The 20,420-nt window shown below is 59.3% G+C and carries 19 protein-coding genes and 1 tRNA gene; 9 read left to right on the top strand and 11 right to left on the bottom strand.

Annotated features, from left to right (window positions below):
* The first annotated feature begins 241 nt into the window (after positions 1–241).
* Positions 242–718 carry a ribosomal protein S18-alanine N-acetyltransferase gene (rimI, locus tag VGG64_05275; protein HEY1598989.1) on the top strand — a complete coding sequence of 159 codons (477 nt, stop codon included), beginning with the start codon at positions 242–244 and terminating at the stop codon, positions 716–718.
* 60 nt (positions 719–778) lie between these two features.
* Here rimI and VGG64_05270 read toward each other — a convergent pair whose 3' ends face one another.
* Positions 779–1,264: a metallophosphoesterase family protein gene (locus tag VGG64_05270; GenBank protein ID HEY1598988.1), complete on the bottom strand. Its 486-nt coding sequence runs from the start codon at positions 1,262–1,264 to the stop codon at positions 779–781.
* A gap of 323 nt (positions 1,265–1,587) precedes the next feature.
* Between VGG64_05270 and VGG64_05265 the strand changes: the two genes are divergently transcribed.
* Positions 1,588–2,370, top strand: a complete 783-nt coding sequence (locus VGG64_05265; GenBank protein HEY1598987.1) for a lysophospholipid acyltransferase family protein — start codon at positions 1,588–1,590, stop codon at positions 2,368–2,370.
* 117 nt (positions 2,371–2,487) lie between these two features.
* Entirely contained in the window at positions 2,488–3,108 is a 621-nt protein-coding gene (locus tag VGG64_05260; protein HEY1598986.1) for a DUF1080 domain-containing protein, read from the top strand.
* A 51-nt stretch (positions 3,109–3,159) separates the two neighbouring features.
* Here the strand turns inward: VGG64_05260 and VGG64_05255 are convergent, their stop codons facing one another.
* A complete protein-coding gene (locus tag VGG64_05255) occupies positions 3,160–4,308 on the bottom strand; it encodes an ATP-grasp domain-containing protein (GenBank protein ID HEY1598985.1) in 1,149 nt (382 codons plus the stop codon).
* Between the two features lie 207 nt (positions 4,309–4,515).
* Between VGG64_05255 and VGG64_05250 the strand changes: the two genes are divergently transcribed.
* Positions 4,516–6,204: a VWA domain-containing protein gene (locus VGG64_05250; protein ID HEY1598984.1), complete on the top strand. Its 1,689-nt coding sequence runs from the start codon at positions 4,516–4,518 to the stop codon at positions 6,202–6,204.
* Between the two features lie 79 nt (positions 6,205–6,283).
* On the opposite strand, the gene VGG64_05245 is transcribed toward VGG64_05250, so the two are convergent.
* Both VGG64_05245 and VGG64_05240 read right to left on the bottom strand, forming a co-directional pair.
* Positions 6,284–6,751 (bottom strand): CAP domain-containing protein, encoded by a 468-nt coding sequence (locus VGG64_05245; protein ID HEY1598983.1) that lies wholly within the window; start codon positions 6,749–6,751, stop codon positions 6,284–6,286.
* 66 nt (positions 6,752–6,817) lie between these two features.
* Positions 6,818–7,081: a hypothetical protein gene (locus VGG64_05240; protein HEY1598982.1), complete on the bottom strand. Its 264-nt coding sequence runs from the start codon at positions 7,079–7,081 to the stop codon at positions 6,818–6,820.
* An 845-nt stretch (positions 7,082–7,926) separates the two neighbouring features.
* On the opposite strand from VGG64_05240, the gene VGG64_05235 reads away from it, so the two are divergent.
* Positions 7,927–8,000 (top strand) — tRNA-Arg (locus tag VGG64_05235).
* 87 nt (positions 8,001–8,087) lie between these two features.
* Here the strand turns inward: VGG64_05235 and VGG64_05230 are convergent.
* A complete protein-coding gene (locus tag VGG64_05230; protein HEY1598981.1) occupies positions 8,088–9,512 on the bottom strand; it encodes a DUF1501 domain-containing protein in 1,425 nt (474 codons plus the stop codon).
* Between the two features lie 11 nt (positions 9,513–9,523).
* The gene (locus VGG64_05225; GenBank protein ID HEY1598980.1) at positions 9,524–12,421 is read right to left on the bottom strand and encodes a DUF1553 domain-containing protein; all 2,898 of its coding nucleotides are present in this window, start codon (positions 12,419–12,421) and stop codon (positions 9,524–9,526) included.
* Positions 12,422–12,659: 238 nt separating this feature from the next.
* Here VGG64_05225 and VGG64_05220 point away from each other — a divergent pair, with 238 nt between their 5' ends.
* Positions 12,660–13,442, top strand: coding sequence for an SDR family oxidoreductase (locus VGG64_05220; GenBank protein ID HEY1598979.1), 783 nt, complete (start codon positions 12,660–12,662; stop codon positions 13,440–13,442).
* On the opposite strand, the gene VGG64_05215 is transcribed toward VGG64_05220, so the two are convergent.
* Positions 13,439–14,794 (bottom strand): PQQ-binding-like beta-propeller repeat protein, encoded by a 1,356-nt coding sequence (locus VGG64_05215; protein HEY1598978.1) that lies wholly within the window; start codon positions 14,792–14,794, stop codon positions 13,439–13,441. The two genes, VGG64_05220 and VGG64_05215, sit on opposite strands and share 4 nt — an antisense overlap.
* Positions 14,795–14,979: 185 nt before the next feature.
* On the opposite strand from VGG64_05215, the gene VGG64_05210 reads away from it, so the two are divergent.
* Positions 14,980–15,882 (top strand): hypothetical protein, encoded by a 903-nt coding sequence (locus VGG64_05210; GenBank protein ID HEY1598977.1) that lies wholly within the window; start codon positions 14,980–14,982, stop codon positions 15,880–15,882.
* 28 nt (positions 15,883–15,910) lie between these two features.
* Here the strand turns inward: VGG64_05210 and VGG64_05205 are convergent, their stop codons facing one another.
* Both VGG64_05205 and VGG64_05200 read right to left on the bottom strand, forming a co-directional pair.
* Entirely contained in the window at positions 15,911–16,402 is a 492-nt protein-coding gene (locus VGG64_05205; GenBank protein ID HEY1598976.1) for a 3-hydroxyacyl-ACP dehydratase FabZ family protein, read from the bottom strand.
* Between the two features lie 309 nt (positions 16,403–16,711).
* On the bottom strand, positions 16,712–16,909 hold the full coding sequence (locus VGG64_05200) for a cold shock domain-containing protein (GenBank protein ID HEY1598975.1): 198 nt from the start codon (positions 16,907–16,909) through the stop codon (positions 16,712–16,714).
* A gap of 663 nt (positions 16,910–17,572) precedes the next feature.
* On the opposite strand from VGG64_05200, the gene VGG64_05195 reads away from it, so the two are divergent.
* Complete coding sequence (locus VGG64_05195; GenBank protein ID HEY1598974.1) at positions 17,573–17,950, top strand: RNA-binding protein; 378 nt, start codon at positions 17,573–17,575, stop codon at positions 17,948–17,950.
* Between the two features lie 177 nt (positions 17,951–18,127).
* On the opposite strand, the gene VGG64_05190 is transcribed toward VGG64_05195, so the two are convergent.
* Both VGG64_05190 and VGG64_05185 read right to left on the bottom strand, forming a co-directional pair.
* Positions 18,128–18,661 (bottom strand): SET domain-containing protein-lysine N-methyltransferase, encoded by a 534-nt coding sequence (locus VGG64_05190; protein ID HEY1598973.1) that lies wholly within the window; start codon positions 18,659–18,661, stop codon positions 18,128–18,130.
* Between the two features lie 122 nt (positions 18,662–18,783).
* Entirely contained in the window at positions 18,784–18,987 is a 204-nt protein-coding gene (locus tag VGG64_05185; protein ID HEY1598972.1) for a hypothetical protein, read from the bottom strand.
* A 503-nt stretch (positions 18,988–19,490) separates the two neighbouring features.
* Here VGG64_05185 and VGG64_05180 point away from each other — a divergent pair.
* Positions 19,491–20,420, top strand: a 930-nt coding sequence (locus VGG64_05180) for an LssY C-terminal domain-containing protein (GenBank protein ID HEY1598971.1), incomplete at its 3' end; no start/stop codon positions are given.

Here is a 20,420-nt window from a genome sequence, read left to right as displayed (position 1 = left end):
CGTACCCGACCTGCAGCAATGGAGGAATACCTCGCCTTGGCAGGCCAGAGGGCATTTGCTACCGTACCACCCTCAATTCGTGAATTAGCCCAACGAGCGGCAACAAATAGGACCGACCGTGCCAGCCGAACATACGATGGTGCCTCGGGATTAGTTTGCTCCGTGGGTAGTTGGCCGACAAGGAAGGAGGCCTTTGATGAGTTCGGGACAGAAGCAAGAGCTTCGCGTGCATGTCCGTTGGATGATTCGCCGAGACATGCAAGAGGTGCTTGCCATCGAAGCCCAAAGCTTCGAATTTCCCTGGTCCGAGGATGACTTTCTCCGCTGTCTGCGGCAACGCAACTGCATCGGCATGGTCGCCGACTGCGATGACCGAGTGGCGGGCTTCATGATCTACGAACTGCACAAGACGCGATTGCACGTCTTGAACTTTGCCGTTGCTTCGGCATTTCGCCGACGCGGTGCCGGTAACCAGATGATGTCGAAGCTGATGGGCAAGCTTTCGCAGCAACGGCGTAGCCGCTTATTGCTCGAAGTACGCGAGACGAATCTCGACGCCCAACTGTTCTTTCGCGCGCTGGGATTTCGCGCCGTCTCGGTCTTGCGAGGGTTTTACGAAGACACTCCTGAAGACGCCTACGTCATGCAGTATCGGTATCGCATGAGCGAGGCGCCGGTCGTGTTGCCGTTCAACCAGATGCAGCGCCGCGCCGGCTAAGGACGCTGTGGCGGATTCATCGCCTGATTGCTGGACAGCCAGCGGGACGGATGGGCCCTCTCACAGGGTCACGCTCGTGACGTCGAGCGTGGACAGGTCGACGATGGCCAAGGAGTGCGGCCGGGCGCGGTATAGCGCGCCAGGGTTGAGGACCAGCGTCCCCTGCTCGTCGCGCCGCTGGTCTCGTTGGTGGGTGTGGCCGTAGCACAGCAGATCCCATTTGCCGCTCGACATTTCCAGCCGAAGACGGGCGCTATCGTGTCCGTGCAAGAATGCGATCCGTTTGCCGGCGAGCGTCACATTGCCGAACGCGCCGTGGTAGGTCTGCCCCGCCTGCATAATCGCCCGTTCGATCTCCGGACACCCCTCGTCGACATTTCCCAGCACGAAATGTGTCGGCCAGGGGGCGAACATCGGCACGATCTCGGCGGACCCAATATCGCCACAATGAATGACCGCCACGGGTGCAAAGCTCTCCAAAATGCGGATCGCTTGCTGCGTGTTGTGCGCGTGACCGTGTGTGTCGCTGACGACGCCCAAAAGCATTTGGCAAGATCTCCGTGCCAGTCGAAAATTGTGCCTTGCCCCGGGCCAGAAAGTATCCCGCGCGGGCCCCTGGCACCATGCCGGTGACCTCTGCTCCGGATTCTGGCAACCTCCCGCGAAGCCCCAGGGCAAGTTATAGTTGTCGAGTCGATACGTAGGGAATGGGTGATCGGAAAGCCGTTTTCTCACCTACCGGTTGCGGTTCACCTGCCCCCGTGGCAAGCACGGACTGCTCCTCGGTGTCGCCGCAGCCTGGACGGCAGTGGAAAAGCTGCTGCCAAAGCCTTTTACCACCGCAACGAAACGACTAGACCAAGCAGACCATGACCGAAACTGGGACAACGTGGCTGGCGGCCGGCATCATCGCAGCGGTAGCGATGGCCATACTGTATTGGGGCGTCTCGGTCTATCGGCGGACGCATTACACGCTGGCCCAATTCCCGCTGTATTACCCCTTCAATTACCTCATGGCCCGCATTCTGTGGAGGGCTAAAATCGTTGGCGAGTTGCAGCTTCCGCCGGGAACCGGCGCAATTATTGTCTGCAACCACATCGGGCCCATCGATCCGTCGTTCATCGCCCTGGCCACCAATCGCATTGTGCACTGGATGGTTGCTAAGGAATATTGCAATGATCCGACCATGTCCTGGTTCTTCAAGATCATGCAAGCAATTCCCGTGAATCGCCGCGGAGTCGACACGGCAGCCACGAAGCTCGCCATTCGTTATGCATCGCAAGGCGACCTGGTGGGCATGTTTCCCGAGGGACGCATCAACGACAGCTCGCGCCTGCTGCTACCCGGCCGCCCGGGGGCTGCGTTGATCGCTTTGCGGGCGCGCGTGCCGGTCGTGCCTTGCTACCTGAGCGGGGCGCCCAACGACGGCACAAGTTTCGGGGCCTTTTTCACTCCCGCGCGTGCCTGCCTGCGGATCGGAGCGCCGATCGACATTTCGGAGTTTTACGGCCGGGACCATGACAAAGAAGTGCTAGGCGAGCTGACGCGCCGTTTCTTGCGCGAAATTGCGCGTTTGGCCGGCGTCGAGGATTACGAACCCGAATTGGCGGGTCGCCGTTGGCGGACGGCCGCGGAACTGGAATCCGTATAACGTGGCCGGCTGACTCGGGATCAGGTAGGATAGCACCGCTGACTCGCTGGAAAACATCGCAATCTGCGACACTGTCGTTGATATCCCGTATTCGACAACACTGTGGGAGCTGCCCTCATGCACGTTCGTATGGCGTTAACTCTGGCCCTGTTGTTTACTTGCTCTGCCCCGACTCGATCGCGTGCCGAAGAGACATTCAAGCCGCTCTTCGACGGGCGCACGCTGGCGGGCTGGCAAGGGGATGAAAAGCTGTGGAGCGTCGAAGATGGCATGATCGTCGGCACCACCGATAACGTCGATTTGAAGCACAACACGTTTTTGGCCACCACGAAGGCCTACAAGAACTTCGTGCTCAAGGTGAAATTCAAGATGCGCAACGGCAACTCCGGTGTGCAATTCCGCAGTAAACAGCTCCCCGATTACGTCGTCAGTGGCTACCAGGCCGATATCGCAGACAATATGTTCATGGGCATTTTGTACGAAGAGCGGGGACGCGGCATTCTCGCAAACGTCAATCCCACCGAAGTGGCCAAACACATGCACAAGGAGGATTGGAACGAATACGTGATCACCGCCGATGGTCCCCACATTACTCAAGTGCTCAACGGGTTCACGACCGTCGACTATCAGGAAAAGAGCCCAGAGGGGGCCACAGACGGTATCCTGGCGTTGCAACTACACGTTGGCCCGAAGATGCGCGTCTGGTTCAAAGACGTCGAGATCCGCGAGTTGCCGTAGGGTCCTGCCGACTCGCAATTCGGTCCAAGCCAAATTCGCGCCGTCGTGTGTTCAGACGGTGACGCCTTCGCTTAAGCGCCGCTGCCAGTCTTGGGCCACACGTTCGAGTTCCACTACGACGTCGTCCCGGGTCACTGCTTGGGCGAATACCGTCATTACGGGCCTTCCTTGCTTGATCGACGTGCCGGCAGTGGGAATGTCGGCGATCGTGGGCATGGTGCCGCCGGCATTTTCGGTCAGCGATCGCTCGACGAAGGCACGATCAATGTCGACATCGTGTACGGCATAAATGATCCGCTTGCCATGCCACAATGCATCGGGCGACAGGGGCTGCTCTGTGAATAGAATTCCGTCGCGACAGGCCGCCACGTGCCGCGCCACGGCAGAGAAGGCCAAGCTACGTTCGAGTATCTCGACCGAAGCGGTATAGCGCGGATTCACCTCGATGGGCCAGATGTCGCGACCATCGTCGATATAGTCAACACCCCACACCCCCACCAACCCCAACCCGCTGGTCAGAGTCTGCCCGATTTTCACGAGCGTCTGCGCTGCTCGGTCATCGAGACGCAGGGGTCCCACCGATCCCACATAGCGAAACGGCCGCACGCTTCCCGGCGCTGGCCTGAGCAGTTGCTCGGTCGCTCCCAGGAATCGCGTCTGGCCGTCGGGCGACGACACGTAGATGGCCGCGCACGAATCGCCACTTACAAAGCGTTGAAAGTAATGGTCGTCCGCCGCTTTTTCTGCGCCCGCATCCCAGATGCTAACGCCCAGGCCCCCGCTACTTCGTCGCAATTTACGCAACCACGTGCCATCGCGCCGCAACAAATCCGCGGTTTGTTGGATCTGGGGCGAGGCCAATCCAGCCGCGCCTAACAGACGATGCACCGTCAGGGGATCACGCGCTCGAGCCAGCACCTGCGGATTGTTACCCCACAGGGTTTTATGCGCCGCCAAGCGCGCCACCAGCGCGAGATAATTCTCCAAGGCACCCGTATACATCCAGGCCTGACCAGGAACGTGCCGGACAAATGGTTCAAATCCCTCGGGATAGGCAGTAACGGGACTAACGCCACAGCGGAGCGCTAGGTCCGCGTCGGCGAACTGATCGGCACAGATTGGCGACAGTCCGCCGGCCAGGGCCGAGAACGCCGCGGCACGGGTGCTGGCCCCCACGATGATGATTGATTGTGACTTCATGTTGCCGATTTGCATCGTCGATTCAGCGCGACGGGGTCGAGGCCGTGCGATTGTGCGTAATGGTCGACGGTGGATTGTAAATTTCCGCGCTCGGCCTGCAGTATGAGCTATCTTTCATTTGCACGTCGCCAGAATATGTATTTTCGCGTCGCTCGGTCGGCGCCATACACACTCACATCTCTGATTTGTACAGAAGGCAGGTGGGTCATGCGTCTTCTTGAACGAATTGCCTCGGGTCGCTCGCAAGCCTCGAATCGGTCGCGACGTAAAGGGGCTATCGCCGTGCTGGCCGCGATCTTCATGGTCGTCATGTTAGGCATGGTGGCGTTCAGTGTCGACGTCGGATACATCGCGAACACCCAGGCAGAATTACAGCGTGCCTGCGACGCCTCTGCTCTGGCGGCCGCTGGTGCATTGGTCAACGGCAACGGCGCCGCGACGACGGCCGCGCAGAGTTACCTGGCCATGAACAACGTGGCAGGCCGCGCGATCGATCCGTCAAATATGACCGTGAATTTTGGGCTTTGGAACACGAACAGCTTCGCGTTTACGTCCAGTTCCTCGACTCCTTCGGCCGTGCAAGTGACTTTGCTAGACAACAACGAATCGCTCTTCTTTGGCCGCGTGCTAAACAAGAATTCGGTCAATCTGCAGGCCAAGAGCGTAGCCATGTACCAGCCGCGCGACATCATGCTGGTGCTCGATTTCTCGGCATCGATGGCGTACGACAGCCAATTCCGCAACGCCAGCACGCTCGGTTTGCCCTATGTACAGAGTTGCCTCCAGCAGATGTATCAGGACATGCACAGTCCGGTTTATGGCACGCTGCAATTCACTCCACAGTATGCCACGATCACGGGCATGACGCCCACCAACGGCAACATGGCTCAGATTGTTACGCAGGTCCAAGATAATGGCGTGCAGGTGACCAGCACGAAGAGCATTACACAGGTCAAACTGCAATTTACCGATGGGTCTACACAGACCATCAAGACCTCCGGCACGAGCGGCACGTTCAATGGCACCGGTGCGAACGCCAGCAAAATCGTGGAAACGGCCTGGATCAAGTCGGGCACCAACGATAGCGGCAACCCGGCCGGCTCTGGCGAACGTTTCGGCACCGACTCGACGACTCTCATGAAAGCCTTCGGCTTGACCAACGTGACGTACCCATATTCGGGCGACAGTTGGGCAAACTACTTCAGCTACGTGCAGTCGGACAGCTACGTGCAAAGCGCCGGCTATGCCAACATGTACGGCTACATGACGTGGATCAATTACTTACAGGCGAATCAATATCAACATAACCAAACCCCGATATTGGCCAGCACCCACGAGCAACCTGTCGGCGCGTTGAAAGATTCCGTCGCGAACTTCATGTCCTATATCACGGCCGCCAATCAAGACGACCGCATTGGATTGTCGATCTACACGTACTCCGATCAGACGGCCATATTGGAAAGCGCTTTGACGGCCAACTACACTTCGATCTCGAACATTGTCTCGGCACGCCAAGCGGGCCACTACACCGGTGGCACGAACATCTACAACGGCCTGCAGACGGCTCGAACCCAATTGCAGAACAATGCCCGACCGAACGCGTTCAAAATGGTCGTGTTGATGACCGACGGTGTTGCCAACCTGCCTGGCTCGACGAGTAGCGCCAAATCTCTTGCCATTCAAGAGGCTAACGCCGCCGCCACCGCCGGCTATCCGGTTGTCACGATCAGCATGGGTGCCTTGGCTGATACGTCCCTGATGAGCCAGATCGCGAGCATCACCAGCGGCGTGTACTTCGACATTCCGGGTGGCCAAACCGCCGCCCAGTACTCGCAGCAACTGCAAGCGGTCTGGAAGCAGGTGTGCGACAATCGACCGCTAAAGATCGTGCAATAGCCGATCGTCACGAAAATGCGGCATCCGGTCGTGTACGCCGGCGCCAATACGGGCGCCGGCGTGAATAGACGGCCGTGATTCAGCGCAAGAATTGCTGACACCAAAACACGGTCCCGTCCGAGGCCGTGTAGGCCGCCACGCCGATCTTGGTATAGCCCGAACTGAGAATGTTCGCGCGATGCCCGGACGAATTCATCCACGATTGCATGGCTTCGTGACTCGATTGCTGTCCCATCGCGATATTCTCGCCGACCGAGGCCGTCGTGTGGCGCAACGTGTGCGAGCGGCTCATCCAGGCCGTATGGCGACGCGCGGAGCGCACCAATTTCCCATCGACCGCGAGCGGCGACAGGCCATGACGGCGACGCTCGGCATTCGTCTTTTCAATGACGCGCTCTTCGACGGGGTGCAATAGTACAATGCCCTGCCTGGTTAACATTTGCTCGGTGGGTGCAAGGTTCCACATCAGTGCAATCATGAACAATTCGCCGTACATGTAGGGTCCTCCCTGGGTTGGTTGCGGAGACTCCGTCGACCCGATAGTCATGGCAGCGGTGCAACTTGCATGCCGCGCAAGACAACGACGAAGCAACCTATTTCGACGGTGAGCGGGCTACCGTCCCGGCAGCCAGTCAAATATCGTCCAACGCTCACCGCCCGCTGCGCTATCCATGCAGCAGCCGCGCACCCGCGCGACATAACTTCCGGCTGTGATGTATTTACCCCATGGGGTATTCGCCGGGTCGATCCATCGACTCAGTTCATGCCGGTAGAGCTTAACCAGTGAGAGCGCGGCGCCAACCACCCAATCGAACCACTTGGAGTTCTTTTTTTCGGTCGCATCGCCGTCACTACTGTGGCGCGCAGATCGTGTCATATCCTGCACTTGTGCGCATGCAGTTTTTCGTAAGTCCAAAGAACTCGTTGTTTTCGACGCGCCACTTCCTCGGCTAAATCAACGAACTTTTTCGTAATGTAAGCAACTAACCTTCACGCCGCGGGCTGCTAAGTCTGCAGACTGTCGCGACGACAACGGTAAGAAATTTCGCGCGCCGGCAAATTGGCCCCTTGACATCAAGACGGTCGGGCGCAGCCCACAAGTGCATCTCTTTGCAATGGGCTGCATTACCAAATCCCGGCCTTGATACCGTTTGAAAAGCTCTGACAGATCGGGAGGATGATCGGTGGGCCTATCGTGTGTTCACCAAGATCGATCACCCGCCCGAATACGATTCCCAACAGCATGGGAGCGAGTGCCCAGCGTATCGTTGTGATATCGTCCGCGCCAGAGAGTGCGGAAACGTTGAGGCGTGCGCCGACCATGCCGGGAAGCGTTTTACTTTCGTACCGCGCACGAAAGATGAGTTATGAGCCAGTCTAAACGAATGAAGATTGCGGTCGCTCGAGAACTTGCCTGAGTCGCTGTAGCAAGCAAACCTACAGCCTTATTGCGTAACGCGCGAAGCTCTCGCCAATCGCTTACGCAAGACCTGCCTATCTGACCCGTCCGCTGGCGCTTTACGAGCCTTAGAATCCTTACCGGAATGCGGCCAAGTAGCAGGCGTTCGCTGGCCCTGATTGCCGTACGTTTTCCTGTGCTGTAGAATCGTTGCTCGCGCGGCGGCGGGCTGTCCAGCGACGCGACACATCGCGTGCCCGGATCCGCTGCCACGGCACATGGAACAATCGCAACTCCTTATCCGATAAGCGGTAGAGAGAAGCGTCCCCGTAGCTCAACTGGATAGAGCGCTGCCCTCCGAAGGCAGAGGTTACTGGTTCGACTCCAGTCGGGGATATTTTCCAGTTCGCAAGTCTCGGTCGCGACCGTTCCCAAGCAAGGGAGGAGCGGCTCCCGCCAGACTGTTTTTCTCTGGCTGACTTCGTCAGCCCACGACCTCGCGCACCACCTGGCCGGCGACGTCGGTCAAACGGAAATCGCGCCCGGCATAACGGTAAGTTAAACGCTCGTGGTCCAATCCTAATTGGTGCAGGATTGTCGCGTGCAAGTCGTGCATGTGGACGCGGCCGGCGATGGCGCGATGACCGAATTCGTCAGTCTGGCCAAAAGCAGTTCCCGCCTTGAACCCTCCGCCGGCCAACCACACGGTAAACCCTTCCGGGTTATGATCCCGACCGGTGCCATTATTCTGCGCATAAGGCGTGCGGCCGAATTCGCCTCCCCACCATACGATCGTGTCGTCGAGCAGCCCGCGCTGCTTCAAATCCGCCAGCAGCGCGGCAATCGGTTGATCAACGGCTCGCGCGTGCTCGGCGTGCTTGGGCAAGTTGGAATGCTGATCCCAAGCCGGATTGGCCGTGTTGTCTCCATAGGTCACTTGCACATAGCGGACTCCCGCCTCGCAAAGTCGCCGCGCCAATAAGCACTGTCGGCCAAAATTGTCAGTCGTAGCCTGGCTGATGCCGTATTGATCCTGCGTTGCTTGCGTTTCGTTCGACAGATCGAGTACATGCGGTGCGACGCCTTGCATGCGCCAAGCCAACTCATACGATCGCATCGCGGCTTCTAGCTCCGTGTCGCTGGCGAATCTTTGCCGCTGCGCTTCGTTGAGTTTTTGCAAAAGATCCAGCTGGCGGCGCTGCGCACCGCCCGACCCAGCAACCGGTTGCAAGTTGCGTATTGCGCTGGCGGCGACCGGAGTGCCAGCCTTCCCCAAGGCCGTCCCCTGATACGCAGCGGGCAGGAACGCGTTGCCGTAATTACGCGACCCTCCGTTACCCGACGATGGCGAAATTGTGACGAAGCCAGGCAGATTCTCGTTCTCGGTTCCCAGGCCATAGAGCGCCCAGGCGCCGATCGAAGGGCGGATGAAGTTCGTCGCGCCGCAATGCAAAAAGAGCGTCGCCGGGCCGTGGGCGACTCCTTCGGTATGCACGCCGTGAAGCAGGCACAGATCGTCGACGTGTCGCGCCACCTCTGGAAACAACGCGGAAACCCACCGACCACTTTCGCCAAATTGCGAAAATTTCCACGGTGATCGCATCACCCGCTGGGACGAATCGCCGCGGCCCGTATTGGCGCGCTGTCGCGCGTCGTCAAAGGGCATCTTTTTGCCATCGTCAGCAGCCAGCCGCGGTTTGTAATCGTACGAATCGACCTGGCTCACCCCGCCTTGCATGAATAAAAAGATCACCCGCTTCGCTCGCGGTGCAAAGTGCGGCCCGCGCTGCGATGCGGTTTCTTCCGCGCGCGCAGCGGCCGTGGCAAGCGCCGACCATGCCAACGAGCCAAAGCCGCAAGCGGAACCTTGCAGAAACTGCCGGCGTGACAAGCTGCCGAGTGACGTCATGAGACGATCCATTAGTCTCGATAGCGGAAATCGAGCGACGAAAATAACAAATGATACACTTCGGTCCAGGCCTCCTCACGCGGCTGCGCCGGCTCCGCTTGCGGACCCCCGGCGGCGAGCGATTGGCCAATGACTTCTCGCTCTGCGGTCGACGGATTGCGACCCAAGACTTGCAAACACGCACGCAGCAGGCGAGCCTGGTCGTCGGTCAGCTCTTCGGCAAGCAACCGCCGCGCCGCGGCCGCGGCCTGCGCTTGCACAAGCGGATGGTTCATCAACAGCAGCGCTTGTGGAGCAACGGTGCTGACGTTCCGGCGTCCGACCACCAGACTGGGGTCGGGAAAATCGAATACGTCGAGAAACTCCGACAGCGCGTTACGCAACACCGGCAGGTAGACGCTGCGACGCGTGCCGGTATCAACATAGTCGTAGTCGGCCGAGGTGCCGGCGCGAATTGTCGAACCGCCAACGTCCAGGCTCAATTGCCCGCTGATTGAAAGCATCGCATCGCGCAGGCATTCGGCCTCGAGTCGTTGACGATTGTTGCGCCAAAGAAGTCGATTTTCCGGATCCGTGGCCAACCCGTCCGCGCGCTCGGCCGACGACTGCCGATACGTCTGCGACGTCACGATATACCGTACCAACTGTTTCACTGACCAGCCGCGGGCGACGAATCGCAAAGCCAGGTGATCGAGCAACTCGGGGTGCGATGGCAATTCACCGGTCGAGCCGAAATTATCGACCGTGCGAACCAGTCCCTGGCCAAAGAGCCAATGGCAGACCCGATTAACATAGACGCGGGCCGTTAGGGGGTTTTCGGCTGCGGCCAGCCACTCGGCGAATTGCACTCGGCCGCTCTGGTCGGCTGGCATTGGCATCTCAAAACGCGGCGCGACAACTTGTAAAACACCTCGCGGGACGACGTCTCCCAATGCGTGGACCGATCCGCGGATATGTACGACAGTGTCCTCAATCTTGTTTCGCTCGACCACGGTCATAACGGTCGGGTGTTTTGCGGCCGCCGCGCGCATGCGTTTGAGATCGCTTTCGAGCGTCTGCAATTTCTTCTTCTGGGCAGCTATGTCCGAATCCGCATTCGACGGACCTGATGGCGCGTCCTTGTCGCGTTCGGCCGGCCGGGCGGCTTCATCCACCGGCAGAAACTGCACGGCGTCCGCCACGACATGCCCGCGGGTGTTTTCATTGGTAACGAGTACGAAGCTTTGCCCCGCGACTTCGCAACGATACTCGCCGAGGGATACAAAGCGGCCATCGAGCTGTGGGCGCCGCTGCATGTTCACGTGTACGAGCTTTTCGCCATCGGCACTGAACACCGTAACCGGAACATCGGCAGCGCGATTCGGGCCGGGCGTGTACGCCAACCGCACTTCGTAGCGGCCGTTGCTCGGTAATTCTGGGACGAAAGTGACGGTCTTGTCTCCTTTTCCCTCGTCAAGATCGTGAATGTAGCCAGCGCCCACATAAGGCTTCGTGTGCTGCGACGTTTGCCACTGGCCGACCTTTCTGGCCTGGCTATCGTCGACGACGATGCCGGGGATTTTGGCAGAAGCCGCGAATTGCCCGCGCAACAGGTCGACCCCGGCCGTGTTGCCGGCCCGTGCCGCGATCTGGGCCCGTGTCTCTTCGATTTCGCGGCCGATCGTCGCCAAGGCGGTTTCCTGGCGCGCGAATTTCATTTCTTCTTCTGGCGGCAAAGGCAACGGAACCGTCATCCACTTTGAAACATTTTCGTGTTCCAATGCCTGGACGTTGCGCAATATGCCGGCCAGGGCGTAGTAGTCTCGCGTTGGAATCGGGTCGAACTTGTGGTCATGACAGCGCGCGCATCCGATCGTTTGCGCGAGAAACGCCTTGCCGATGACATCGAGTTGCTCGTCAACCACATCCATGTCGAGTTGGCGCTTGTCTTGCTCTTCGAGATTGGTATTGCCCAGCGCCAGAAACGTGGTCGCGATTAATTGTCGTTGGCGGTCTTCGACCGATACAGTCGGCAACAGGTCGCCGGCGATTTGCTCGCGCAGAAATTGATCGTAGGGTCGATCTCGATGAAAATTATCAATCACGTAGTCTCGATAGCGCCAGGCGTCGGGCAGAATGAATCCCCGCAACGTCAACGATTCGGCATAACGTACGATGTCCAGCCAGTGCCGGCCCCAACGCTCAGCAAACCGCGGCGAGGCCAAAAGCCGGCCTACGAGTGCCTCGTACCAATCAGCGGAAGCATCGTGCTCGCAGGCTTCGAGTTCGGATGGCTCTGGGGGAAGCCCCCACAAATCAAAATACAGCCGCCGCACAAGCACTGCCCGGCCGGCGGGCGGCGAGGGACCCAGCTTCTCGGCTTTCAGGCGAGCCCGCACGAGTCGATCGATAGGATGATCACCCCCATTGGACTCGTCGATGTCAGGAATTGCCGGTTCTCGGGTCGCTTGATACGCCCAAAACTTACGGCCCGTCTCCAAATCCATAACTGTCTGGGACACGGGAAGCGCCGGAGTTTCAGAATCACGCGGAGCCGGTGCGCCGCGCGCCACCCATTGCTCGAGCAGCTGAATTTTCTCGGCAGAAAGCTTTCCTGCCGGCGGCATTTCCAATCCATCGTGACGGACGGCACTTATTAAGGGACTTGCGTCGGGCTTGCCCGGCACTACCGCGGCCCCCGAATCGCCGCCGCGAATCCATCCCTCGGAGACATCGAGCCTTAGGTTTGCCTTGGGCTTTGCCCCGCTGTGGCACTCGTTGCAATGCTCGACAAAGATCGGCCGGATCTTTTTTTCAAAGAACTCGACATCGCCGGCCAGTGCGTCGGCAGCGCGCGCCGGGATGGATTTCACGCCCGACCAAGCCACGAGCAGCGCGCACAATACTCCCCTCGTGTGGGCACGGCGCATATCGTACGTCCATCGCTTCTGCAAACTAATTCATCGCCTGAAAAGTGGAGACTTGATCAGGACGGACGGCTCGCACACATTCTAACTCGCCCCAGCCGGCATGTTCAATTCGCCGGCACAGGGCAGTGCGGGGCTATCAAAGACGCCATTGCCTTAGGATACCGTCGAGATCGCCTCCTCGTTACACTTCGTATGCTGAAAGCAGTGACCACGCGCAATCTTCGAGGAGCAACACGCCATGGCCGAAAATGCCGGCAAAGTCGCCATCGTCACGGGCAGCACGCAAGGGCTGGGGGAAGCCATCTCGCGACAATTGCTCGCTGAGAAAATGATCGACGGCCTCGTGATCTGCGGCCGCCATACGGAGAATGGCCGCCGCCTGGCAGGTGAGCTCACCGGCCTGGGCTGTCGCACCGAGTTCGTGTCGGCGGACCTGACGCGAGTGAGCGATTGCCGCAAGATCGTGCAAACGGCTCGCGACGCCTTCGGTCGCGTCGACTATCTGGTCAATAGCGCGGCCAACACGGGACGCGGCACGATTCTCGATTCATCGCCGGAACTGTTCGACGAGATGGTCGCGCTCAACGTGCGGGCGCCGTTCTTTTTAATGCAGGAATCGGTGCGGCTGATGCTCGACAAAGGAATCCGCGGATCGATCGTCAACATCATCAGCATGTCGAGCCACGGCGGCCAGTCGTTCCTCACGCCGTACTCGATGTCCAAAGGCGCGCTGGCGACACTAACGAAAAATGTCGCTCATGCCGTCGTCAAGCAACGCATTCGCGTTAACGGCCTCAACCTGGGTTGGATGGACACGCCCGGCGAGGACGCCATCCAGAAGCAATTTCACAATGCCCCCAGCGACTGGCTCGAAAAGGCCGAACAAACTCAACCGTTCGGCCGGCTGATCAAGTCTGGCGAAGCCGCTCGCATGGTGGCCTTCATGCTTTCCGACCGCTCGGGCCTGATGACGGGCTCAATCATTGATTTCGATCAGCACGTGGACGGCGCACACGACTAGGGCTTCGCTGGTTTTTCCTCAAGGCAATACATGTGACCATGGCCTCGCAGAAACAGCTGCGTGCCAACGATGGCCGGCGAGGCGTCAATACGATCGTCGAGCTTGTTCGTCGCCAGCACTTCCAGCGTACGTCCGTGCTTTAACACCAGTGTGACCCCGTCGCGCCCCGTTATGTAGACGCGTTCGGCGGCGCCTACGGGCGAGGCGTAAAGGTTCTTCAGTCCCTGCAAGCGACTCTTTTCAAAAACCGGTTCACCGGTTTTCGCGTCCAGGCAGGACAAAATCGCCGAGTTCGAGCCGGTGAAATAAAGCAGGTCGCCGTACAAGAGCGGCGACGGCACATAGGGTGTGGCCTCATGGCGATGCCAGGCTACCTTGTCTGTGTCGGTAATGTCTCCCTGGGCGCTGAGAGGAATGGCATACAGGGCGCTGCCGCGGAATCCCGTCATGCAGTACACCAGCCCCTCGTAGGTGACCGGGCAGGGGATGGCGGCCGCCACCTGTCCGCCGCATTCCCAGATGATCTCACCCGTTTTAAGGTCGTAACTGCGCGTACGGCTGCTGGCGTTGACAATAACCTGCGTGCGTCCTTCGTATTCCACGACCAGCGGCGTGGCCCAACTGGTTACTGACTCGCGATCGACCTTCCAACGCGTCTCGCCGGTATGCGCATCGAGCACCATCAGAAACGACTCGCCCTGGTGATCCCAATTCACGATCAGCGAGTCGTCATGTATGACCGGTGACGTTCCCTCGCCAAAGGTGGCATATGTCTGCATGTCTCCCAAGTCGCGTTTCCACTGCTGGCGGCCGTTCAGGTCGTAACAGAAAATGCCACGTGACCCGAACGACACATATAGGTACTGGCCATCGGTTGTCGGCGAGAACGACGCATAGCCGTGGTCAGGATGGTGCCCTTCATGCGGCACTTCCTCGGCGGCGACATCCTGCCAACGCACATTGCCAGTGGACCGATCCAGGCACATGACTACGAACTGAAAGTAGTTGTTGGGACGTTTGGCCCGCCGCGGCATGGGCGTACCCTCTTGGGCAGCCGGTTTCTCTGGCTCTGGCGGCAACTCGATGGTGCGGTCGGTCATGACTGCCGAAAGCACAAAGACTTTGTCGTTCCAAATAATCGGCGTCGAACTTCCCTCCCCCGGCAAAGTAACTTTCCAGCGGACGTTCGAATTCTCGTCCCAGGTGCGCGGCGGGTTTGCCGTAGGAGATGTCCCATTGGCCAACGGACCGCGCCATTGGTGCCAATTTGCCAATCGGGCTGCGGCCATATCTTCGGCCTGGATGGTGGTCGACCAAAGCATCAGCAAAGCAAGCGATACAACGAATCGCATGGGTCAGTTCCTGGGCGGGGGTCCTGGGGCGTATTCATTTCACGCGCAGCGGATTATAGTCGTCTGGCGCGGCGCAAGCGAGCGCATCCGACGTTCGTGCCGAGCGCGTCCCGCGCGTTTAATTCGTCGTGCAGAGCCTTTGCTTGCCGACTAACGATGCACCCTCGAGAAGATCGGACTCACGCATGATCGTCTCTGCCACGCTAGCAATCGCGTTGCTGGTCAGCGCTGCACCAGACATCCCGCACGGTGCGCACGCCTTGACCGTCGATGTCGATGGGACGCCGCTGGAGGTGTTCACGCACAAGCCCGAGTCTTACCGCGACGGGCCGATGATCCTGGTTTTTCATGGCGTCCTGCGTAATGCTGAGGAATATCGGAACGACGCCCGAGGCATGGGGGACCGGTTTAGCGCGTTGATCGTGGCGCCGCGGTTTGCCGAGGACCGTTTTCCGTTCGAGAGCTATCAACTCGGCGGCTTGAAGGTGGCAGGAAAAGTCCAACCGCGCGAAAAATGGACCTGGAGCTTGATTCCCAAATTAGCCGCAGAGATTCGCCGCCGCGAAAACCGTCCGGACATGCCCTACTACCTGATCGGCCATTCCGGGGGCGGGCAGTTTTTGATCCGCTTGGCGGCATTTGTCACGGCCGGTGCAGAGCGCATCGTCGTGGCGAATCCGGGGACATATATTTTTCCCGACCGCGATCAGCAGTACCCTCTCGGATTTGGTGGGCTGCCGCATGATCTTTCTTCGGACGAGGCGCTGCGCCACTTTCTGGCGCAACCGATCACACTCTACCTGGGCAAGAACGACACCGAGCGCGACGAGTACCTAAGCAAAACGCCCGAGTCCGATCGGCAAGGAGCGACCCGCTGGCAGCGTGGACAGAATTGCTTTCAGGCGGCCGAGGAACTTGCGCGCAAGCACGGTTGGACGTTCAACTGGCGGCGGGTCGAGGTACCCGACGTGGGGCACGATCACGAGGCCATGTTCAACAACCCGTTGTGCGCCGAAGCCCTCTTCGGGCCCAAAGAGAAGACCAAAGAAGCGCAGCAACCGAGCGACACGCAGCACATAAAGAAGTAACGAAAAGCTCGTCGTCGCCGCGCGAGCTTTAAAGTGCGGGCAGACCAATGCCCCGTAGCTCGCCATCGCAGACCAAGGAGTCGCGGACGTAGCATTGGAACCGGTAGACGATCATCGTGCCGTGACGAATCTTGACTACCTTGGCCATGATGACCAGCCGGCTGGGCACGCTCACCATTTCGCGGAATCGCACGCGGTCGAGGCCGCCGAAGCCGAGTGTCTTGCCGTTGGTCAGATCGTGTATTTGCGCGTGATAACTGCAAAGTTGGGCCGCTGCTTCGCAGATCAACACGCCAGGCACCAAAGGCCTGCCGGGAAAATGCCCCCGGCACCACCACTGATCCTCAGTCAAATCCCTGTATCCGACGATGATCTGGGAATCTGGATCGTCGTGCACGACGGCCGATAGCTGCTCCCATTCGAAGCGCTGCGGATTGACCTGGTTGATGGCCTCTCGATCGGCGATCACGTTTTCCAGATCGAATGCATCGGGGGAAATAATCCGCTCGAGCGTCGACACCTTACTCACCTCTTGACGATTGACAAGCTTGGACCTCGGGCGAATCGTTATGATTCTCGGGCACGATGCCGCAGAGTAGTGATGCGGAAAAAGCGCCGCCTAGATGTCACGATGTAACAGCCACAGTGCGGAAAAACTACTGTGTGGAAAAATCACTGTGCGGAATATTACCGTGCAGAAGAACCACTGGCAGAAGGACCACAGTCCAGAACCTGCCGCGGGGCACAGGCGTCGCGAGCGAGAGCCCCCGCGGAGTGGATTACTCCGCGGGGCTCTCAAGTCTCATGATCGCACAATCAAACGCCAAGGTTAGACGACCTTGACGTTCTCAGCGCGGGGGCCCTTAGGACCACGTCCTTCGGTGTACTCGACGGTCTGGCCTTCGTGCAAAGCCTCGATCGACGTACCTTCCACAGCCGAGTGGTGGAAGAACAGCTCTCCCCGCTCGCCGGCGATGAATCCAAAGCCCTTTTCCGAAATCAACTTCTTGATCGTACCCTGAGGCATTCAAACCTCTCCCATACAAAACGACATCAAAGATCACAGCCGGAGCGAGGCTCGATGCGCCCCCTTCCGTGGTGAGATGATCGCAAATCCGCACCATCCAACCTGAAGGCGCCCGGCGGCACTGAGCTGTCAGATCAATCGCGGTCGAGAGAGATATCTTCGCAAGCCTGGGTAAAGGTGCGAGGCGTACCGCTGCACGAAAAGCAATCTCAAAGCACGGAGTATCGACTCACGTGTACATAATCTCAGTGGCCCTATGGTATCAAATGTGCTTCGCTGGTCAAACGGAAATCAGGCGCTTCCAGCGCCGGCTGTGGGCTACCATTCGGCCGGGTTGCTGGCAGAAAGACTATCGCCCTGCACTGCAACCGGTATACTAGCTATCGCTGGTTGGTCCGCCGAACAGGGACACCCCCGTCTGCCGAATTTGCGGCATGGGATTTACCTCTCGACTTCCCGCCTGCCTGGGTCGATTTGCGACCCCTTTCTTTGTCGGCCCGGAAAGCATGATTGTGGGCCGCATGTCACTGGTATTTGTACTGTCATTGGTGGTCATTTCTGATCGGGATTGCCGCGCTATCGGCGTTCCCACCATGCTTCTCATGGTGTCGTCGGTCGTGCGACAACCACAGTACAAACTCCAGCAGCCACAGGAGACGAGTGGTGGGAAAGAAACTGTATGTCGGGAACCTGAGCTACAGCGTAAAGAATTCCGATCTGGAAGCGCTGTTCGCCCCGTTCGGCACGATTCAAAGCGTGCAGGTCATTGAAGACCGCGAGACCGGCCGAAGCAAAGGATTCGCCTTTGTGGAAATGGGCACCGAAGCCGAAGCTCAAGCCGCGATCCGCGGTTTGCACGAGCAAGAGCACGAAGGTCGCCCCTTGACGGTCAACGAGGCCAAGCCACGCGAAGATCGCGGCGGCCCACGTGGCGGCGGCGGTGGCGGTGGTGGTGGCGGACGTCGGCCGGGCGGATACGGCGGCGGTCGCAGCGGAGGCGGTGGTGGTGGTGGCGGCGGCGGCCGCGGCGGTCGTTACTAAGCTGCTATTTAGACTGCACGTCAGCGCACCAGCAAGCTCTCGCATAGCACGCATTGGAACAGCGCACGCTTAACATCGTGCGAGTTGAACAACGCGATGTCCTCGGCAGCCGGCCCAGCAACGCCGGCTGCCGGGGATATGCGACTGATCTTTCACTTGAATCGCGGCCCGCCAGAATCACGGGCCGATTTGCGACGGGGCACTCGCCTGTTTGGCAACTGACCTCTGTGTGGCGATCGCGGCGAGCACGGTATCCAGGTCACTCTCGGCCACAACCCATTGACGACACGATTCGGCACCGCAACGACACGGAATGGCCATGTGCGGCGGCCAGCGGTAGTCGATCGTTAGCTCTTCGCCGCGTGCGATGCGATAGTTCGCAATCACGAAAACACGGCGCTGCGCCGGTTGACCATTCCGCCCTTCGATATCGTGCCAGCTAAACGTGCAATTCGGCTCGCAACAATGATTCATGAATCGAAAAGGGGGCGCCGGTTCCAGGCAGCGGCTATCGCCCAGATCCATGCAATACCGCGAGCCGTAGTCGAGGTCGTCGATGATGTGCCCCTCGATCTCGCCGATGATCTCGCTGGCGGCAAACCAGCGCTCGGCAAAAACGCCCCAGCCGACTTTGGTCCGCGCAACGCGAACGCGCGACCCACGCCTGACTGCAACCTCGGCAGCGGCGCGCCTTTGCTTTGTCTTTGGCATCCGAGTCCAGCGGGGTAGAGATGTGGCGGAGCCGAATACGACAGACTGTCGGGCGGATACCCCACGCGATCAGGCCACAACGCAGCCGGCCACGCGCGCATTCAATGACGGCGGCGGACTTCTTACAACGATTGCACGGCGGCAAAGCCAGTGTTGGTCAGGCAGTAGGCGTTCTTCGCCCGCTCCTTTAATACCAGTCCGTCCGAAATTAGCTTGGCCATCGCCACCTGGGGGGCATGATCGAGATTATGGATAAACAACATCTCGCCCGGACCAACGCGATAGCGTCGAAAAATCCCCAGGACCTTCATTGTCGCCGAGTTCATCGCCAGCCCTTCCTGTGGAATTTGGTCGCCCCATCACACTCGATCAGCCGAAGGCACTTGATGCTAGTTGTCCTGGCTGGCTGTCAAAACGACTGTTCTGGCTGTTTAAACCACTTGCCTGCGTCCCATGCCAGAGCCGGTCGTGGAAGATGCTGAATGTGGGAAATCGAATCTCGTCTGGTCAGGTCGCCACAAGTCCCAACGGCATACCATCCTAAGCATTGCGATCGGACGCTCGACTTAGACGCTCCGCTGGTACAACTATGATCAAGCATTGTACCAGAAACCGCCGCGGTGCCTATCCTGCGGCTCGGCGGACTCCCCAGGACCCGCCGGAGCCCCAAAATCAGGCACATTCCCAGGCACCGTTGGGGAACAGCGAAGTACAGAGAGCATAATCGCGATGGACGAACCTGCGCTCGGCGTTCGCGACTCGCGATATCCAGACTGCGAACGCAGCCGACGCGTTTGGTGTTCCTCCCTCCAAGGATCCAATCGAGCCGATGTTCGACCTACTCAAGCGAATTGTCACGACGCGATACGCTCCGGATCCCACGTACAGGGCTTTCCTCAGCCGGGCAGAGATTCAACAGGAACCGCGCGCCCGTGCCACCGTTGCCGTGCTCGACGCGCTGGAAAGCGAACGGAGGTTCGGCGTTCCGCTTAGTCGGCGCGGCTTGCAAGCCTTGTACCTGCGGATTGAAAACACTTCACAAGCGCCGTTGCGCCTGCAGTTGGTGCGAATCGATCCGAACTATTACACCGCGCTCGAGGTTGCCGCCGCCAACCACTTTTCCATTCTCAAACGTCTTTCGACGTTCGGATTGGTCGCTTGGATCCTGGTTACTATCCTCCCGCTCCTGCCTTTGATTTTAGTCAAACTCATCACGGCTTATCGCGCCAATCGCCGCATGGATGCCTATTTTCAAGAGCACGCTTTCCACCTCCGCCCGATCATGCCGGGCGCGACATCCGAAGGCTTCGTGTTCACACCGCTCGACCTTGGTACGAAGATCGTGCAAGTCTGTCTGCACGCCGGCGGCGACTCGCTCGATATGTTGACCGGTCGCGTCGAGTCTGATGGCACGGAAGATAAAGCCGTAACATTCACATTCTCGCTCACCGTGCCGGGGATCGCGGTCGACTATCTGCGGCGCGATCTGGCGACCGTGCACGCGCCTGGCACAACGGTCGATTGCGACGTGGCGACGCTCGTTAAGCGTCTCCGCGAAATGCCCGCCGCAACGAATAACCGGCACGCGACGCGGAGCGGTGATCCGGTAAATCTCGTGGTCTTGGGCCCGTTCGAGACCATACTGGGCGCCTTCGCCGCTCGCTGGGACGAAAGCGAAACGATTACGATGGACACCTGCTGGAAGACCATGCGCTCGTTTTTGCTCGGCTCGCAGTACCGCTATTCGCCTGTCAGCCCG

The organism is Pirellulales bacterium (assembly GCA_036490175.1).
Lineage (GTDB): Bacteria > Planctomycetota > Planctomycetia > Pirellulales > JACPPG01 > JACPPG01.
The sequence above is the reverse complement of the archived record's forward strand: the minus strand, read 5'-3'. Positions and strand labels throughout refer to the sequence as shown.

Excerpts from the sequence above, each read along its gene's own strand:
- VGG64_05220 (HEY1598979.1), top strand. The coding sequence starts at position 12,660 with ATGGCCGAAAATGCCGGCAAAGTCGCCATCGTCACGGGCAGCACGCAA.
- VGG64_05185 (HEY1598972.1), bottom strand. The coding sequence starts at position 18,987 with ATGAACTCGGCGACAATGAAGGTCCTGGGGATTTTTCGACGCTATCGC.
- VGG64_05240 (HEY1598982.1), bottom strand. The coding sequence starts at position 7,081 with ATGACACGATCTGCGCGCCACAGTAGTGACGGCGATGCGACCGAAAAA.
- VGG64_05190 (HEY1598973.1), bottom strand. The coding sequence starts at position 18,661 with ATGCCAAAGACAAAGCAAAGGCGCGCCGCTGCCGAGGTTGCAGTCAGG.
- VGG64_05230 (HEY1598981.1), bottom strand. The coding sequence starts at position 9,512 with ATGACGTCACTCGGCAGCTTGTCACGCCGGCAGTTTCTGCAAGGTTCC.
- VGG64_05200 (HEY1598975.1), bottom strand. The coding sequence starts at position 16,909 with ATGCCTCAGGGTACGATCAAGAAGTTGATTTCGGAAAAGGGCTTTGGA.
- VGG64_05270 (HEY1598988.1), bottom strand. The coding sequence starts at position 1,264 with ATGCTTTTGGGCGTCGTCAGCGACACACACGGTCACGCGCACAACACG.
- VGG64_05245 (HEY1598983.1), bottom strand. The coding sequence starts at position 6,751 with ATGACTATCGGGTCGACGGAGTCTCCGCAACCAACCCAGGGAGGACCC.
- VGG64_05265 (HEY1598987.1), top strand. The coding sequence starts at position 1,588 with ATGACCGAAACTGGGACAACGTGGCTGGCGGCCGGCATCATCGCAGCG.
- VGG64_05260 (HEY1598986.1), top strand. The coding sequence starts at position 2,488 with ATGCACGTTCGTATGGCGTTAACTCTGGCCCTGTTGTTTACTTGCTCT.
- VGG64_05215 (HEY1598978.1), bottom strand. The coding sequence starts at position 14,794 with ATGCGATTCGTTGTATCGCTTGCTTTGCTGATGCTTTGGTCGACCACC.
- VGG64_05225 (HEY1598980.1), bottom strand. The coding sequence starts at position 12,421 with ATGCGCCGTGCCCACACGAGGGGAGTATTGTGCGCGCTGCTCGTGGCT.
- VGG64_05210 (HEY1598977.1), top strand. The coding sequence starts at position 14,980 with ATGATCGTCTCTGCCACGCTAGCAATCGCGTTGCTGGTCAGCGCTGCA.
- VGG64_05250 (HEY1598984.1), top strand. The coding sequence starts at position 4,516 with ATGCGTCTTCTTGAACGAATTGCCTCGGGTCGCTCGCAAGCCTCGAAT.
- VGG64_05255 (HEY1598985.1), bottom strand. The coding sequence starts at position 4,308 with ATGAAGTCACAATCAATCATCATCGTGGGGGCCAGCACCCGTGCCGCG.
- rimI (HEY1598989.1), top strand. The coding sequence starts at position 242 with ATGATTCGCCGAGACATGCAAGAGGTGCTTGCCATCGAAGCCCAAAGC.